Source organism: Klebsiella sp. Sb-30 (assembly GCF_057652795.1).
In genome coordinates this window covers 3,444,147-3,461,678 of sequence record NZ_CM172749.1, presented here as the reverse complement: position 1 = coordinate 3,461,678, position 17,532 = coordinate 3,444,147, and the positions used below count along the sequence as shown (strand labels likewise).

Annotated in this window: 13 protein-coding genes; 5 read left to right on the top strand and 8 right to left on the bottom strand. The window is 56.4% G+C overall.

Annotated elements, in window-relative coordinates:
* Positions 1 to 230: 230 nt before the first annotated feature.
* Positions 231 to 1,631 (bottom strand): asparagine--tRNA ligase, encoded by a 1,401-nt coding sequence (gene asnS, locus AC236I_RS16230; RefSeq protein ID WP_004860113.1) that lies wholly within the window; start codon positions 1,629 to 1,631, stop codon positions 231 to 233.
* Positions 1,632 to 1,808: 177 nt separating this feature from the next.
* A complete protein-coding gene (gene pncB, locus AC236I_RS16225; protein ID WP_004860115.1) occupies positions 1,809 to 3,011 on the bottom strand; it encodes a nicotinate phosphoribosyltransferase in 1,203 nt (400 codons plus the stop codon).
* A 330-nt stretch (positions 3,012 to 3,341) separates the two neighbouring features.
* On the opposite strand from pncB, the gene pepN reads away from it, so the two are divergent.
* Positions 3,342 to 5,957 carry an aminopeptidase N gene (gene pepN, locus AC236I_RS16220; protein WP_004860118.1) on the top strand — a complete coding sequence of 872 codons (2,616 nt, stop codon included), beginning with the start codon at positions 3,342 to 3,344 and terminating at the stop codon, positions 5,955 to 5,957.
* Between the two features lie 110 nt (positions 5,958 to 6,067).
* Here the strand turns inward: pepN and ssuB are convergent, their stop codons facing one another.
* Genes ssuB through ssuE form a run of 5 tightly spaced genes read right to left on the bottom strand, consistent with a single transcriptional unit; the run spans position 6,068 to position 10,312 of the window.
* Complete coding sequence (ssuB, locus tag AC236I_RS16215) at positions 6,068 to 6,841, bottom strand: aliphatic sulfonates ABC transporter ATP-binding protein (RefSeq protein WP_004860120.1); 774 nt, start codon at positions 6,839 to 6,841, stop codon at positions 6,068 to 6,070.
* Positions 6,838 to 7,629 carry an aliphatic sulfonate ABC transporter permease SsuC gene (gene ssuC, locus AC236I_RS16210; RefSeq protein WP_004860122.1) on the bottom strand — a complete coding sequence of 264 codons (792 nt, stop codon included), beginning with the start codon at positions 7,627 to 7,629 and terminating at the stop codon, positions 6,838 to 6,840. The genes ssuB and ssuC overlap by 4 nt, the downstream gene beginning before the upstream one ends.
* A gap of 10 nt (positions 7,630 to 7,639) precedes the next feature.
* Complete coding sequence (gene ssuD, locus AC236I_RS16205) at positions 7,640 to 8,785, bottom strand: FMNH2-dependent alkanesulfonate monooxygenase (protein WP_015584716.1); 1,146 nt, start codon at positions 8,783 to 8,785, stop codon at positions 7,640 to 7,642.
* Entirely contained in the window at positions 8,782 to 9,744 is a 963-nt protein-coding gene (locus AC236I_RS16200) for a sulfonate ABC transporter substrate-binding protein (RefSeq protein ID WP_097357569.1), read from the bottom strand. Before AC236I_RS16200 ends, ssuD begins: the two co-directional genes overlap by 4 nt.
* The gene (gene ssuE / locus AC236I_RS16195) at positions 9,737 to 10,312 is read right to left on the bottom strand and encodes an NADPH-dependent FMN reductase (RefSeq protein WP_004860128.1); all 576 of its coding nucleotides are present in this window, start codon (positions 10,310 to 10,312) and stop codon (positions 9,737 to 9,739) included. The genes AC236I_RS16200 and ssuE overlap by 8 nt, the downstream gene beginning before the upstream one ends.
* A gap of 250 nt (positions 10,313 to 10,562) precedes the next feature.
* Between ssuE and pyrD the strand changes: the two genes are divergently transcribed.
* Together pyrD and zapC are read left to right on the top strand one after the other, a co-directional pair.
* Positions 10,563 to 11,573 (top strand): quinone-dependent dihydroorotate dehydrogenase, encoded by a 1,011-nt coding sequence (pyrD, locus tag AC236I_RS16190; protein ID WP_004860131.1) that lies wholly within the window; start codon positions 10,563 to 10,565, stop codon positions 11,571 to 11,573.
* A gap of 167 nt (positions 11,574 to 11,740) precedes the next feature.
* Positions 11,741 to 12,283 carry a cell division protein ZapC gene (gene zapC / locus AC236I_RS16185; RefSeq protein WP_004860132.1) on the top strand — a complete coding sequence of 181 codons (543 nt, stop codon included), beginning with the start codon at positions 11,741 to 11,743 and terminating at the stop codon, positions 12,281 to 12,283.
* Positions 12,284 to 12,289: 6 nt separating this feature from the next.
* Here zapC and AC236I_RS16180 read toward each other — a convergent pair whose 3' ends face one another.
* Positions 12,290 to 13,399 (bottom strand): YcbX family protein, encoded by a 1,110-nt coding sequence (locus tag AC236I_RS16180; RefSeq protein ID WP_268650881.1) that lies wholly within the window; start codon positions 13,397 to 13,399, stop codon positions 12,290 to 12,292.
* 98 nt (positions 13,400 to 13,497) lie between these two features.
* Here AC236I_RS16180 and rlmKL point away from each other — a divergent pair, with 98 nt between their 5' ends.
* Together rlmKL and AC236I_RS16170 are read left to right on the top strand one after the other, a co-directional pair.
* A complete protein-coding gene (rlmKL, locus tag AC236I_RS16175; protein ID WP_015584713.1) occupies positions 13,498 to 15,603 on the top strand; it encodes a bifunctional 23S rRNA (guanine(2069)-N(7))-methyltransferase RlmK/23S rRNA (guanine(2445)-N(2))-methyltransferase RlmL in 2,106 nt (701 codons plus the stop codon).
* Between the two features lie 12 nt (positions 15,604 to 15,615).
* On the top strand, positions 15,616 to 17,523 hold the full coding sequence (locus AC236I_RS16170) for an ABC transporter ATP-binding protein (RefSeq protein ID WP_004860139.1): 1,908 nt from the start codon (positions 15,616 to 15,618) through the stop codon (positions 17,521 to 17,523).
* Positions 17,524 to 17,532: the final 9 nt, after the last annotated feature.

Here is a 17,532-nt window from a genome sequence, read left to right as displayed (position 1 = left end):
GTCTTTACATCTTGTGCTGCGTGAGGTTAAAAAATGAACAAAATTATCAGGCATTTCGTCGATGAATGAACATAAGGTGCGGTTTGGCGTGCAGGAACAAGTCGTAATAGTGAGTAACATAAATGTGAACTGGAAGGGTTGATGTTTAAATTTCTTGATATTCATTAACAGAGCCTGACATAAAAAAAGGCCAGCTTACGCTGGCCTTCGGCAATGATAAGAAAAATTAATCAGAATGTGGCGTTGCGCGGAGTCCGCGGGAACGGGATCACATCACGCACGTTTTGTACGCCGGTGACATAGGCGATCAGGCGCTCAAAGCCCAGGCCGAAGCCGGAGTGCGGTACGGTGCCGTAACGACGCAGGTCGCGGTACCACCAGTAGTCTTCTTTATTAAGACCCATCTCCGCCATACGCGCGTCAAGCACATCCAGGCGCTCTTCACGCTGGGAACCCCCGATGATTTCACCGATGCCAGGCGCCAGAACGTCCATGGCGGCGACGGTTTTACCGTCTTCATTAAGGCGCATATAGAACGCCTTAATGTCTTTCGGATAGTTTTTCACGACCACCGGCGCTTTGAAGTGTTCTTCAGCCAGGTAGCGCTCGTGCTCGGAAGAGAGGTCCACGCCCCAGTAAACCGGGTTTTCAAACTGCTTACCGCAGTTTTCCAGAATGGTGACGGCGTCGGTGTAATCGACCTGAGCGAAGTCGGCATCAATAAAGCGCTCCAGACGGGAAACGGCTTCTTTATCCACGCGCTCGGCGAAGAACTTCATATCGTCCGCTCGTTCTTCCAGTACCGCCTTAAAGACGTATTTCAGCATGGCTTCCGCCAGGCCTGCAACGTCGTTCAGGTTGGCAAACGCGACCTCCGGTTCCAGCATCCAGAATTCCGCAAGGTGGCGGCTGGTGTTGGAGTTTTCGGCACGGAAGGTTGGGCCAAAGGTGTAGATTTTAGACAGCGCGCAGGCATAGGTCTCACCGTTCAACTGGCCGGATACGGTCAGGAACGACTCTTTACCGAAGAAGTCTTTATCGAAATCTACTTTGCCCTGATCGTTACGCGGCAGGTTTTCCAGATCCAGCGTGGAGACACGGAACATTTCACCCGCGCCCTCGGTATCGGAAGCGGTAATCAGCGGCGTGGAAACCCAGAAGAAGCCCTGCTCGTCAAAGAAGCGATGCAGCGCTTGTGCCAGGGTATGACGTACGCGAGCGACCGCGCCAATCAGGTTGGTACGTGGACGCAGGTGCGCAACTTCACGCAGATACTCGATGCTGTGACGCTTAGCGGCCATCGGATAGGTATCCGGATCTTCTACCCAACCTGTCACTTCAACGTGGCTGGCCTGGATTTCAAAACTTTGACCCTGGCCTTGAGATGCCACGATTTTACCCGTAATGACGACCGAGCAGCCGGTGGTCAGGCGCAGCACTTCCTGATTGTAATTGGGCAGAGAATTATTAATAACGGCCTGTACAGGATCAAAGCAGGAACCGTCATAGACGGCCAGGAAGGAAAAGCCAGCTTTTGAATCTCGGCGGGTACGTACCCATCCGCGCACGGTGACTTCGCTGTCAACGGCAACACGGCCCTGGAGTACGTCGGCTACAGGCACAACGCTCATAATAGTCTCTCTATTCGTAGTCCAATAAAAAAATCTGTATCCCCCGATAATGGGGGATATCTATGTTACCTGTCATCTTCCATCAGACAAGCAGATTTCGCACCATCAAGGGGAGTTTTCGGAAATAAATAAAGAACAAGGAGCCAGAACGGCTCCTTGCGATGATTAATGTGGTGATTAACTGGCCTTTTTCACCGGCGGAAGGTCAAAGGCTTTACGCAGTGCCCGGACAAAAGCCTTGTCGTGACAGATGGTTTTCCCCGGGCTGTCGGAGAGTTTCGCGACCGGTTTACCGTTACATTCCACCAGTTTTATCACGATGTTTAGCGGTTTAACCTGTGGGATGTCGCAGGTTAAACGCGTGCCAATGCCGAAGCTCAGATTGACCCGCGAAGAGAAGTGGCGATAGAGATCGACGGCTTTTGCCAGATCGAGGTTATCGGAAAAGACCAGCACTTTACTCATGGGGTCGATCCCCAGCTTCTGGTAATGGGCGATGGCTTTTTCGCCCCACTCGACAGGGTCGCCGGAATCGTGGCGCAGCCCCTGGTAGCGGCTGGCAAATTCCGGGCCGAAATCGCGCAGGAAAGCATCCATGGTAATGCAGTCGGTGAGAGCGATACCGAGTTTGTCAGGATACTCTTCCAGCCAGGCTGCCAGCGCCGCGCGCTGGCTGTTGGCTAAACTGGGGCTGATTTGCTGATGCGCCTGGAACCATTCATGCGCCTGGGTGCCCATTGGCGTCAGATGAAGCCGGCGAGCCAGATCGTAGTTGCTGGTACCGATAAACCACGGCTCCTGCTGCAGGCGTTCGACGATGGCCTGCTGCACTTCACGCGAGAAGCGACGACGGGTGCCGAAGTCCATCAGACGAAAGTGGCTGAGATCGAGGCCGGCGGTGATTTGTGCAAAATCAGCCAGCTTGTGTTCGAGGGTTTCCAGCGCTAAATCGACGCTGATTTCCGGCGAGCGGTAATGATGGACCAGCTCGCTAATCACCGCCAGCAGCGGAACTTCCCACATGATGACTTCACGCCACGGGCCGGACAGGCGAATATTTAACTTGCCGTTTTCATTGTTGACGGTGACCTGGCCCGGGTCGTAACGGAAGTCGCGTAGCCAGTCGAGATAATCCTGAGAAAAGAACGGCAGGGTAGACAACCAGTGATATTCATCGTCCTGCAGCTTCAGGTCGCGCATGGTTTCAACCTGCTCGCGAATTGCGTCGGCGTAGATACCGAGCAGATCGTCCCCGCGGCAGCGGAACTCCGCCGCAACGTGTACATCGCCGTAGCGGTGGAAGACAGCCTGCTGCATGTGCAGCTTGTAGGCGTCCGTATCGAGCAGCGAGTGCAGTACAGGAGAAGTGAATTGTGTCATGGTGCGCAGTAGCGTCCTCTCACTGGAGCGTTTCCATCAAAAACCGAAGCAGAAAAAAGGAGGCGGAGTATACCTTTATTACCCGACTCTGTCCCGCAGTGACGGTCGATGGCGACGCTGGCGGTCATTTGCGAGGCCTAGTTTAATATATTGAACAGGGATCACACCACAAGCTTTGCACCCGGTCGAGCGCATTTCGTGCCTCTTGTGTTATCAATATGTAGCAATTTTCGTGTTTAGCGTTGAAAAGATGAAGATTCTGCATAGCGCGATCTACACAACAGGAATAGACTGGGTTTGACACTTTATGGAACATGCTAAAGGTTTTTTATGACACAACAGCCCCAAGCCAAATACCGCCACGACTACCGTGCGCCGGATTATCTCATTAGCGATATCGATTTGACCTTTGACCTGGATGCCGAGAAAACCGTGGTTACGGCTGAGAGCAAAGTCTCCCGTCACGCGGCGGCGTCCGATGTGCCGTTGCGTCTGGATGGTGAAGACCTGACGTTGGTCTCCCTGCAGGTGGATGGCCAGCCGTGGAGCAACTATAAAGAAGAAAATAACCAGCTGGTGATTGGCGGATTGCCGGAACATTTCACCTTGACCATCGTCAATGAAATCAGCCCGGCGGCGAATACTGCCCTGGAAGGTCTCTATCAGTCTGGCGAAGCCCTGTGCACCCAGTGCGAGGCGGAAGGTTTCCGTCACATTACCTGGTATCTGGATCGTCCGGATGTGCTGGCCCGCTTCACCACCAAAATTATCGCCGACAAAACGAAATATCCGTACCTGCTCTCCAACGGCAACCGCGTGGCGCAGGGCGAGCTGGAAAATGGTCGTCACTGGATCCAGTGGCAGGACCCGTTCCCGAAACCGTGCTATCTCTTTGCGCTGGTGGCCGGCGACTTCGACGTATTGCGCGATACCTTCAAAACCCGTTCCGGGCGAGAAGTCGCGCTGGAGCTGTTCGTTGACCGCGGCAATCTCGACCGCGCGCCGTGGGCGATGACCTCGCTGAAGAACTCGATGAAATGGGACGAAACCCGTTTTGGTCTCGAGTACGATCTCGACATCTATATGATTGTCGCCGTCGACTTCTTTAATATGGGAGCGATGGAGAACAAAGGACTGAACGTCTTTAACTCCAAATACGTACTGGCCCGCACCGATACCGCCACCGATAAAGATTATCTCGATATTGAACGCGTCATCGGCCACGAATACTTCCATAACTGGACCGGCAACCGCGTGACCTGCCGCGACTGGTTCCAGCTGAGCCTGAAAGAAGGGCTGACCGTGTTCCGCGATCAGGAGTTCAGCTCCGATCTCGGTTCGCGCGCGGTGAACCGGATTAACAACGTGCGTACCATGCGCGGTCTGCAGTTCGCTGAGGATGCCAGCCCGATGGCCCATCCGATTCGCCCGGATAGCGTCATCGAGATGAATAACTTCTATACCCTGACGGTGTATGAGAAGGGGGCGGAAGTGATCCGCATGCTCCATACGCTGCTGGGCGAAGAGAATTTCCAGAAAGGGATGCAGCTGTACTTCGAACGCCACGACGGCAGCGCCGCCACCTGCGACGATTTTGTCCAGGCGATGGAAGATGCCTCTAACGTCGACCTGTCGCATTTCCGTCGCTGGTACAGCCAGTCCGGCACGCCGGTGGTGAGCGTCCATGATGACTACAACCCGGAAACCGAACAGTACACCTTAACCATCAGCCAGCGTACGCCGCCGACCGCGGAACAGCCGGAGAAACAGCCGCTGCATATTCCGTTTGATATCGAACTGTATGATAACGAAGGGAAGGTGATCCCGCTGCAGAAAGGGGGCCACCCGGTGCATCACGTGCTCAATGTGACCCAGGCCGAGCAGACTTTTGTCTTCGACAACGTCTACTTCCAGCCGGTACCGGCGCTGCTGTGCGAGTTTTCCGCCCCGGTGAAGCTGGAATATAAATGGAGCGACCAGCAGCTCACCTTCCTGATGCGCCACGCGCGCAACGACTTCTCCCGCTGGGATGCTGCGCAGAGCCTGCTGGCAACCTACATCAAGCTGAACGTCAACCGCCATCAGCAGGGCCAGCCGCTGTCGCTGCCGGTTCACGTTGCCGACGCGTTCCGCGCGATTTTGCTGGATGAGAAGATCGATCCGGCGCTGGCGGCTGAAATTCTGACGTTGCCTTCCGCCAATGAAATCGCTGAGCTGTTTGCGATCATCGATCCGATCGCCATTGCGGCGGTCCGTGAAGCGTTGACCCGCACGCTTGCAAAAGAGCTGGCGGACGAGTTCCTCGCGGTTTACAACGTCAACAAGCTGGCGAGCTATCGCGTGGAACACGCCGATATCGGCAAGCGTTCACTGCGCAATACCTGCCTGCGCTATCTGGCGTTTGGCGACGTTGAGCTGGCGGATAAGCTGGTCGTCGCCCAGTATCATCAGGCCGACAACATGACCGATGCGCTGGCTGCCCTGTCGGCCGCGGTTGCCGCGCAGCTGCCTTGCCGTGATGCGCTGATGCAGGAGTATGATGACAAATGGCACCAGGACGGCCTGGTAATGGATAAATGGTTTATCCTGCAGTCCACCAGCCCGGCGGACAATGTTCTGGAGACGGTACGCGGTCTGCTGAATCACCGCTCGTTTAGTATGAGCAACCCGAACCGCGTACGCTCGCTGATTGGCGCGTTTGCCGGCAGTAACCCGGCGGCATTCCACGCCGAAGATGGCAGTGGCTATCAGTTCATGGTGGAGATGCTGACCGAGCTCAACAGCCGCAACCCGCAGGTGGCGTCCCGGTTGATTGAGCCGTTGATTCGGCTGAAACGCTACGATGCTAAACGCCAGGCGCTGATGCGCGCGGCGCTGGAACAGCTGAAAGGTCTGGAGAATCTCTCCGGGGATCTGTTCGAAAAAATCAGTAAGGCGCTGGCGTAACGGGGCAGGACTCCCGGATAACGGCGCGGATGCGCCTTATCCGGGCTATTCACAACCTCAGACCGTCGCCCCGACAGCTGCAGCGTCGCCGGGGCGATCTTCGGGCGGGATTAACCGTGGCTCAATAAGCGCGGCGCCGATTCGCTCTTGCCACGTTTCATGACTCGGTTCAGTACCTCGGCTTCCAGTTCAGCCAGCCTGGCCGATCCGGTCCGCCGCGGCCGCGGAATATCGACGGCGACATCGAGGCCAATTTTCCCTTCTTCAATCAACAGCACCCGGTCCGCCATGGCCACCGCCTCACTCACATCGTGTGTGACCAGCAGTACGGTAAAACCGTATTCTTCCCACAGCGAGACGATCAGATCCTGCATCTCCAGCCGGGTTAACGCATCCAGCGCGCCCAGCGGTTCATCGAGAAGCAGCAGGCGAGGACGATGAATCAGCGCGCGGGCCAGCGCAACGCGCTGTTTTTGTCCGCCGGAGAGGGCTGCTGGCCAGTCGCCGGCGCGGTTTTCCAGGCCAACGCTGGCCAGCGCCTGCAGGGCGGCATCACGCCATTGCCCCTTCAGCCCAAGACCGACGTTGTCTATCACCGTTTTCCACGGCAGCAGCCGCGAGTCCTGGAACATCATGCGACTGTCTTCCTGGACCTGCGCCAGCGGCGTTGAGCCGGCCAGCAGCTCGCCACCATTGGGTTTTTCGAGCCCGGCCAGCAGACGCAGCAGGGTACTTTTGCCGCCGCCGCTGCGCCCGACCACCGCGACAAACTGCCCGGTCGGAATATGTAAATCCAGTGCGTTAAGAATGGTATTTTCGCCGTAGCGTTTGGTCACGCCGTTAAGCAACAGCGGGATCCCTGGGTTCAGACGGGCAGTGGTCATGCGTTGGCCTCCTGAAGATGATAAGCCGGGTTCCAGCGTAGCCAGACGCGTTCCAGCAGCTGCGCGCTGAAGTCGGCCAGTTTGCCAAGAATGGCGTAAAGAATAATGGCGACGACCACCACATCCGTTTGTAAAAACTCCCGCGCATTCATCGCCAGATAGCCGATGCCGGCGTTAGCGGAGATGGTTTCGGCGACAATCAGCGTTAACCACATCAGCCCGAGGGCGAAGCGGATGCCGACCATTATTGAGGGCAGGGCCCCCGGCAGAATCACATGGCGGAACAGGGCGAAGCCGGACAGGCCATAGCTACGCGCCATTTCCACCAGCCCGCGATCGATATTGCGGATGCCGTGCCAGGTATTAATGTAGATCGGGAACATGGTCCCCAGCGCGACGAGGAAGATCTTGGCGCTTTCATCAATGCCGAACCATAAAATAACCAGCGGAATCAACGCCAGATGCGGGACGTTACGCAGCATCTGAATCGAGGTATCCAGCAGACGCTCCCCCCAACGCGACAGGCCGCTGATCAGGCCCAGCACCAGCCCGATGGAACCGCCGATGGCGAAGCCCAGCAGAGCACGCCACGAACTGATGGCCAGGTGTTGCCACAGTTCGCCGCTGGCGGAAAGCGTCCAGAAGGCCTTGAGCACCCCCTCCGGAGAGGGAAGGATGCGGGTGGACAACCAGCCCACGGAAGAGGCGAGCTGCCAGATGATGACGGTCCCCACCGGCAGAAGCCAGGGGGCAACCCGCAGCAGCAGCTTTTGCGCAGACGTAGCCATGGCGTGCTCCTTAGCTTTGTGCGACTTTGCGCGGAATAAACTCGTTTGCCACCGCCTCGCCCTGCAGACCCAGAGGTTGCGGTTGCGGAATCGACGGGATAGTAACATCCAGCAGCGGGAACAGCAGTTCGCCGACGCGATAAGCCTCTTCAAGATGCGGATAGCCGGAGAAGATGAAGCTATCGATACCCAGCGCTGCATATTCATTGATTCGTTCGGCCACGGTAGCCGCATCGCCGACCAGAGCGGTTCCCGCCCCTCCGCGTGCCAGTCCGACGCCAGCCCACAGATTAGGGCTGATTTCAAGCTTGTCGCGCCGACCGTTGTGCAACGCGGCCATCCGCTGCTGTCCGACGGAATCGGTTTTGGCAAAGGCGGCCTGCGCCCGGGCAATGGTATCGTCATCAAGATGCGAGATGAGGCTTTCGGCCGCTTCCCAGGCCTCTTCATTGGTTTCCCGGACAATCACATGCAGACGAATACCGAAACGGACCCTACGACCGTGGCGGGCGGCTTTTTCACGCACCTGGGCGATTTTTTCCGCAACCTGCTCCGGGGGCTCTCCCCAGGTGAGATAGAGATCGACCTGCTCGGCGGCGAGATCCTGCGCCACGTCGGACGACCCGCCAAAGTAGAGCGGCGGGCGCGGCTGCTGCAAGGGAGGGAATAGCAGCTTCGCGCCGCGTACCCGCTGATGTTTTCCATTGAAGGTCACGGTTTCACCTTCCATCAGGCGGCGCCAGATATGAGTAAATTCAGCAGAGGCTTCGTAACGTTCGGTATGGTCGAGGAAAACCCCGTCGCCGGCGAGCTCCTGCGGATCGCTGCCGGTCACCAGGTTAAACAACGCCCGGCCGTTAGACAGGCGGTCGAGCGTCGCGGCCTGGCGGGCGGCGACAGTCGGGGAGGTCACGCTCGGGCGCAGGGCGACAAGAAATTTCAGACGCTGGGTGACGGGAATCATCGAAGCAGCAACCAGCCACGCATCTTCACAGGAACGTCCGGTCGGGATCAGGACGCCGGTAAAACCGAGGCGATCCGCGGTTTGCGCAATTTGCTGCAGGTAGCCGTAATCAACCGGGCGGGCGCCCTCTTCAGTCCCCAGGTAGCGACCATCACCGTGGGTCGGTAAAAACCAGAACATATTCAGACTCATGATTTTGCTCCTTGTACGGTTGCGGGCAGCCAGATGCGGGTACGGATGTCGACTTTTTTCGGCACCAGCTTATTCTCGTAGAACAGATCGGCGGTTTGCTGCTGCCGGGCGGCGGTTTCGCTACTGACCGGAGTGATGGTGGTCGGCGGCCGATGATCCAGATAGCTGGCGATCACCGCTTCAGGGAGTCCCATCGTTTTTGCCAGCAGGGTAATGCTCTGCGGGCGTTGGCTCAGCGTCAGGGCATCCGCCTGGCTGAATGTATCGAGCACGCCGCTAATAAAGGCGCCGTTCTTTTCTGCATAGGGGCGCGAAGCCAGATAGAAAGAGCCGGTTTGTTTCAGATCGGTTCCGTCTTTAAGCACCCGGGCGCTCGCTTGTTGCAGAGCGGCTGAATAGTAGGGATCCCAGATAGCCCAGGCATCAACATTGCCCTGTTGAAACGCCGCGCGGGCGTCCGCGGGGGCAAGATAAACGGGCTGAATATCGCTGAATTTCAGTCCCGCCTGCTGCAATGCCCTTAGCAGCAGGTTGTGGGAGCTGGAGCCTTTCTGAAACGCGACTTTGCGACCCTTCAGTTCAGCGACGGTTTTGATTGGGCTATTTTCCGCAACCAGAATCACTTCCGCTTTTGGCTTCGGCGGTTCCGAGCCGACGTAAACCAGATCGGCTCCGGCGGCCTGGGCGAAAATCGGTGGGATATCGCCGGTACTCCCCAGATCGATACTGCCGACGTTTAGCGCTTCAAGCATTTGCGGACCGGCGGGAAATTCTACCCAGGAGATGTTGGTGTTCGGGTAGCGCTTTTCCAGCAGCTGATGGCTTTTAGCCAGCACCATACTGACGCTGCCTTTTTGGTAGCCGATGCGCAGCGCGTCCGGCGCGGATTGTGCGGCATGGCTCAGGGCCGATAGCGTCAGCAACCCGCCCAGCGCGAGAGTTCTGAAAAGGTTATGCATGTTCCACCCCGCGGAGGGTCTTGAGCGCGGGAGCGCGGCTGGTCGGGCGATGCAGCGCCTGCCAGAAGGTCTCCAGCGCCAGATCGAGCCGCCCCTGCAGATTAGGGGTAAACTGCGGTTTATGTTGATAGTCGGTGACCTGGCTATCGTCGGCAAACACTCCGTGCAGAATCTCCTGCGCTTTCAGGGCGTTGAGCACCGGCTTCAGCGCATAATCCACCGCCAGCATGTGGGCGATCGTGCCGCCGGTCGCCAGAGGCAGGACGATTTTTCCCTCCAGCGCCCGTTCCGGGAGCAGGTCGAGCAGCGTCTTCAGCGCGCCGGAAAAAGAGGCTTTATAGACCGGGGTTGCGATGATAAGCCCGTCGGCGCCTGCCAGCTGTTCATTCAGCGTATGTAATGCCGGGTTATCGAAGCGAGCATACAGCAGGTCTTCCGGAGCAAAATTTTGCAGATGCCAGTGGCAGACTTCAACATCTGCCGCGGAGAGCGTCTCTCTGGCATATTCCAGAAGCGCGCTGGAACGGGAAGGGTAACGCGGACTGCCCGCAAGTGTAATGACACGCATCTTCTCTCTCCTTATAACCAAATGTTTGCATTTATCTATAATTGATAACATTTAATGGCAGTGTGACAGAGCCGATTTATTTCCCTAAATGATTTTTCCACCCTAGTTTTGTCAGAAATTGCATAACGCCGGGGAGAAAAGTAAACGTTTGCGTTGGATGCGAGATTTTTTGTCGTAGGTCAATTCCCTTTCAGGCGTCGATCGAACATAATACGCCCCCGGTTTGCACACCGGGAATCCAGGAGAGTTCATGTACTACCCCTTCGTTCGTAAAGCCCTTTTTCAGCTCGATCCTGAGCGCGCTCATGAAGTTACTTTTCAACAATTACGCCGTGTATCAGGTACGCCGCTGGAAATGCTGGTCCGTCAGAAGGTACCGTCCAAACCGGTCACCTGCATGGGTCTCACGTTTAAAAATCCGCTGGGTCTGGCCGCTGGGCTGGACAAGAACGGCGAGTGCATTGATGCGCTCGGCGCCATGGGTTTTGGCTCCATTGAAATTGGTACCGTAACGCCGCGTCCGCAGCCGGGGAACGATAAGCCGAGGATCTTCCGTCTGGTGGATGCCGAAGGTTTGATCAACCGCATGGGCTTTAATAACCACGGTGTTGATAACCTGGTTGAGAACGTTAAAAAGGCGCATTTTGACGGTATTCTCGGTATTAATATCGGTAAGAATAAAGATACGCCGGTTGAGCAGGGTAAAGATGATTATCTGATTTGTATGGAAAAAGTCTATCCGTATGCCGGGTATATCGCCATTAATATCTCTTCACCGAATACCCCAGGCCTGCGCACCTTACAATACGGCGATGCCCTGGATGATTTACTCTCTGGTATTAAAAATAAGCAGCTTGAGCTGCAGCAAAAGCATCAGAAATATGTTCCAGTCGCTGTGAAGATCGCGCCGGATCTTTCTCTTGAGGAATTGATCCAGGTGGCCGATAGTTTAGTTCGTCATAATATTGATGGCGTCATTGCCACCAATACTACCCTCGATCGTTCGCTGGTCCAGGGAATGAAATTCTGTGATGAAACCGGTGGTCTCAGCGGTCGTCCATTGCAATTAAAGAGTACGGAAATTATCCGTATGCTGGCGACAGAATTAAATGGTCGTTTGCCCATTATCGGAGTCGGAGGGATTGACTCGGTGATCGCGGCACGGGAAAAAATCGCCGCCGGTGCCAGCCTTGTCCAGATTTATTCCGGATTTATTTTTAAAGGCCCTCCGCTGATTAAAGAAATTGTTACCCATATCTAATCTTTTCCCCCTCTGATCCCCCCCAGGGCTTTATTTCCGGCCCTGGTTGTTTTATATTCCTTCATTGTTGCTTATTTAGACATTTTAGTCTTTTCTTAATTTTGGAAATTATTCTGCTGCAGGATGCTATTGCATAAGAGATGCACGGGAAAGAGGACGGGGGAACGATGCGAATTAAACCTGACGATAACTGGCGTTGGTATTACGATGAAGAGCACGATCGTATGATGCTCGATTTGGCCAATGGTATGTTGTTCCGTTCGCGGTTTGCACGTCGAATGTTGACGCCCGACGCCTTCTCACCTTCCGGATTCTGTGTTGACGATGCCGCGCTGTATTTCTCTTTTGAAGAAAAATGTCGCGATATCGAGTTATCTAAAGAGCAGCGCGCGGAATTAGTTCTCAACGCGCTGGTCGCCATTCGCTTCCTGAAACCGCAGATGCCAAAAAGCTGGCACTTCACAACGCATGAGGTCTCCTGGCAGCCCGCCACCGGCGATGCCGCCAGCGCCTGGCTCAGCGATAGCGGACAGCAGGTTAATCTGCTGGTGGTTGAACCGGGTGAAAATGCCGCGCTCTGTCTGTTGGCGCAGCCGGGCGTGACGGTCGCCGGGCGAGTCATGCAGCTGGGGGATGTGATTAAAATCATGAATGACAGGCTGCAACCGGCGCAGGGTATGACCAGTTACAGCCTGGGTCAGGCGGTCTAAAACGCGCTAAGGCGCCAGCCGTAAGGCCGTTTTCGGTATACAGCTACAGCACAGAATCGTACCATCGCCAGCGACCGCGTTTTTCTTCAACGGGCTGACCTCGCCTTCTTCCAGTCTGATGCGGCAGCTGCCGCAAATCCCAGCCCGACAAGAGTAGGGGATGCGAATGCCTTTTTGCTCCAGCTGCTCCAGCAATACCTGCTGATTATTGCCGCTAAACCGCTGCCCCTGCCATTCAATTTCAATGACCGCATCCGGCTGTGCGACAACCGCCGGCGTATCGTCGCTCTCGCCTGCGCCGTAGGCTTTTGCCGGGCCGCGAGTCAGCACTTCCACTTCATCGCCCACGCGCACGACGCCGCTGTTGCGGGCAATCAGGTTTTGCCCAAAATCGACATCGCCGTTATCCAGCGCGGTGCGGAACTGCTGCAGCGTGGCCAGCGGTTCACCGGAGGGGTGCTTTTGCCCCCGTTCCGGACTGACGGTCGTCAGCACGCAGCGGCTACATGGTTTGGCGACGTCAAAAACCACGTCACCAATGCGAATCACTTTCCAGGTATCCTCTTCCCAGGCCGCCGCGCCGGTCACCACCAGATTAGGGCGAAACTGCTCCATTCGCACGCTGGCCCGACAGCGTTGTTGCAGATCGCGCAGTGAGGCTTCGTTAGCCAGCAGATAGGGGAAACCATCGGCGAAGGAGAGTGGGACGGCATCATGGCGCTTCACCCGCCGGGTGAGGTGAGGGCCTAACCAGCGGAGCTGAACATCGCGGTTAAAGAAACCGCTGAGCCACTGGTTGACCGATGGCGGAGCAATCAGCGCGGTGAAGTGATTCCCCCATACCTCGGTAGGCGCACCCTGCGCTGAAAAATCGCTGAAGCGCACTATCGCGCTGCTGCCGTCTACCGCCGTCAGATGAATACCGTCGTGCAGCGGGGATGGCGTAAACTTCACCATCTGCGGAAACTGGCGGGCAGTAATAAAGGTGCCATCGGTTTCCGTCACCATAAAGGCGCGATCGAAGGCCAGGCCGCTGATATCGGCAAACGCGTGCGTCAGACCAATTCCACGCATGGATTTGACGGGATGAATAAAAAGTCGCGATAGCGTTATCATGCGCTGCCTCTGGGCTTAAAAATAAGCCTTTAACTTTATGACATGGGGCGCATATTGGCTATAATGCGCAACAATTTTCTTTTAGTAAAAGTGACGATATGAATTCTCTGTTTGCCAGTACGGCTCGTGGCCTTGAAGAGCTGTTAAAAACTGAACTGGAAGCACTTGGCGCGGTGGACTGCCAGGTTGTCCAGGGCGGGGTCCATTTTCAGGGGGATACGCGCCTGTTGTATCAAAGCCTGATGTGGAGCCGACTGGCTTCGCGCATCATGCTGCCGCTGGGCCAGTGTAGCGTGTATAGCGACCTGGATCTGTACCTCGGTGTGCAGGCCATTCCATGGACGGAGATTTTCACCCCTGACGCCACCTTCGCCGTCCATTTTAGCGGGCTGAACGATGAGATTCGCAACAGTCAGTACGGGGCGTTAAAGGTTAAAGATGCGATCGTCGATAGCTTCACGCGTAAAAATCTGCCGCGGCCAAACGTCGATCGTGAAAACCCCGATCTGCGGATTAATGTCTGGCTGAATAAAGAGACGGCGCACATTTCACTCGATCTCAGCGGCGAAGGTCTGCACCTGCGCGGCTACCGCGACGGCACCGGCATGGCGCCGATCAAAGAGACGCTAGCTTCGGCGATCGTCATGCGCTCTGGCTGGGTTCCGGGAACACCGCTGCTCGATCCTATGTGCGGCTCCGGTACGCTGCTGATTGAAGCCGCTATGCTGGCGACCGACCGCGCACCGGGTCTGCATCGCGGTCACTGGGGCTTCAACGGCTGGCTGCAGCACGATGACGCGGTCTGGAAAGAGGTGAAGGCCGAAGCACAGACCCGCGCACGTAAAGGGCTGGCGGCCTATGAGTCGCGTTTCTATGGCTCTGATGTCGATGCCCGCGTCATTGAACGCGCGCGCAGCAACGCCCGTCGCGCGGGCGTCGGCGAACTGATTACATTTGAAGCGAAAGATGTTGCCCAACTCAGCAATCCGCTGCCAAAAGGCCCGTACGGGACCGTTATCAGCAACCCGCCGTACGGCGAACGTCTTGAAAGCGAGCCGGCGCTGATTGCCCTGCATAGCCTGCTTGGTCGGACGATGAAAACCCAGTTTGGCGGCTGGAATCTGTCGCTGTTCAGCGCTTCGCCGGAGCTTCTGAGCTGCCTGCAATTGCGTGCGGACAAGCAGTTTAAAGCCAAGAACGGCCCGCTGGACTGCGTACAGAAGAATTACCATCTGGCGGAAAACGACGGCAGCGGCGCGGTCTCCCTGGCGGAAGATTTCGCTAACCGCCTGCGCAAAAATCTGAAGAAATACGAGAAATGGGCGCGTCAGGAAGGGATCGAGTGTTACCGGCTGTATGATGCCGATCTGCCGGAGTATAACGTCGCGATCGACCGCTACGGCGAGTGGGTTGTGGTACAGGAGTATGCGCCACCGAAAACGGTTGATGCGCATAAAGCGCGTCAGCGTCTGTTCGATATTATCGCCGCAACGATCTCCGTGCTTGGCATTGCGCCGAATAAGCTGGTGTTGAAAACCCGCGAGCGGCAGAAAGGGAAAAACCAGTATCAGAAAATGGCCGAGAAGGGCGATTTCCTCGAGGTTCAGGAGTATAACGCGCGTTTGTGGGTCAACCTGACCGACTATCTGGATACCGGTCTGTTCCTTGACCACCGTATTGCGCGTCGCATGCTGGGCCAGATGAGCAAAGGGAAAGACTTCCTCAACCTTTTCGCCTACACCGGCAGCGCCAGCGTTCATGCCGGCCTCGGCGGGGCGCGTTCAACGACCACCGTCGATATGTCGCGAACTTATCTCGAATGGGCCGAACGTAACCTGCGCCTCAACGGCTTAACCGGGCGCGCGCATCGCCTGATGCAGGCTGACGTGCTGGGCTGGCTGCGCGAGAGCGATGAGCAGTTCGATCTGATCTTTATCGATCCGCCGACGTTCTCTAACTCAAAACGCATGGAAGATGCCTTCGACGTGCAGCGCGACCACCTGCGTCTGATGACGGATCTCAAACGTCTGCTGCGTAAAGGCGGCACGATTATGTTCTCGAATAACAAACGCGGTTTCCGTATGGATCATGACGGGCTGGCGCAGCTGGGGCTGAAAGCGCAAGAAATTACCCAAAAAACGCTGTCTCAGGATTTCGCCCGTAACCGTCAGATCCACAACTGCTGGCTGATTACTGCAGCCTGAAAGGAATAAAGAATGTCATTAATTAGTATGCATGGTGCCTGGCTCTCCTTCAGCGACTCTCCGCTGCTGGATAATGCCGAGTTGCATATCGAAGATAACGAACGCGTCTGTCTGGTCGGGCGCAACGGCGCGGGCAAATCCACCCTGATGAAAATCCTTAACCGGGAGCAGGGGCTGGATGACGGGCGCATTATTTATGAGCTGGATCTGGTGGTCGCGCGACTGCAGCAGGATCCGCCGCGTAATGTGAGCGGAACCGTCTATGATTTCGTTGCCGAAGGCATCGCCGAGCAGGCGGCCTATCTCAAAGGCTATCACGATGTTTCGCAGTTGGTGATGACCGACCCGAGCGACAAGAACCTGAATGAACTGGCGCGTCTGCAGGAGCAGCTGGACAATTTAGGGCTGTGGCAGCTCGACAGCCGTATTAACGAAGTGCTGGAGCAGCTTAATCTCGATGCCAACGCCGAGCTCTCCTCGCTCTCCGGCGGCTGGCTGCGTAAAGCGGCTCTCGGCCGCGCCCTGGTCAGCGGGCCGCGCGTGCTGCTGCTCGATGAACCGACCAACCACCTGGATATTGAAACCATTGACTGGCTGGAAGGTTTCCTCAAGACCTTCAAAGGGACCATTATTTTCATCTCGCACGACCGTTCCTTTATTCGCAACATGGCGACGCGGATTGTCGATCTCGATCGTGGCAAGCTGGTGACCTACCCGGGGAACTACGATCAGTATCTGCTGGATAAAGAAGAAGCGCTGCGCGTGGAAGAGCTCCAGAATGCGGAATTCGATCGTAAGCTGGCGCAGGAAGAGGTGTGGATCCGTCAGGGGATCAAAGCGCGTCGTACCCGTAACGAAGGGCGTGTGCGGGCACTGAAAGCCATGCGCCGCGAACGTGGCGAGCGCCGTGAAGTGATGGGCAGCGCGAAGATGCAGGTCGAAGAGGCTGCTCGCTCGGGTAAGATTGTCTTCGAAATGGAGAACGTCAACTACCAGGTTGATGGCAAGGTCCTGATTAAGGATTTCAGCGCCCAGATCCAGCGCGGTGACAAAATTGCCCTGATTGGCCCGAACGGCTGTGGGAAAACCACGCTGCTGAAATTGATGCTTGGTCAGCTGAAAGCGGATAGCGGACGTATTCACGTCGGGACCAAGCTGGAAGTGGCCTACTTCGACCAGCACCGCGCGGAGCTTGACCCGGATAAAACGGTGATGGACAACCTTGCGGAAGGCAAGCAGGAAGTGATGGTCAACGGTAAGCCGCGCCACGTTCTGGGCTACCTGCAGGACTTCATGTTCCATCCGAAGCGCGCGATGACACCGGTGCGCGCGCTCTCCGGCGGTGAGCGTAACCGCCTGCTGCTGGCGCGTCTGTTCCTCAAGCCCAGCAACCTGCTGATCCTCGATGAACCGACCAACGATCTGGATGTCGAAACCCTCGAACTGCTGGAAGAGCTGGTGGACGGTTATCAGGGCACCGTGATGCTGGTCAGCCACGACCGTCAATTCGTCGATAATACCGTTACCGAGTGCTGGATCTTCGAAGGGGAAGGGCGCATCGGGCAATATGTCGGCGGCTATCACGACGCCCGCGGCCAGCAAGCGCAGTATCTGGCGCAAAAGCAGCAGATTAGCAAAAAAGCGGTAGAGGTTGCTCAACCGAAAGCAGAAAGTGTCAAACGAGCATCAGGCAAACTAAGCTATAACCTGCAGCGCGAACTGGAACAGTTGCCACAACGGCTCGAAGAACTGGAAACCCAACTGCAAACCCTGCAGGAACAGGTTGCCGATCCTTCTTTCTTTGGCCAGTCCCATGATCATACGCAGCAGGTGCTGGCGCAGCTGGCCGAGGCGGAACAGGCGCTGGAAACTGCCTTTGAACGCTGGGAATATCTCGAAGGATTAAAAAACGGCGCATAAGCTGAGGAG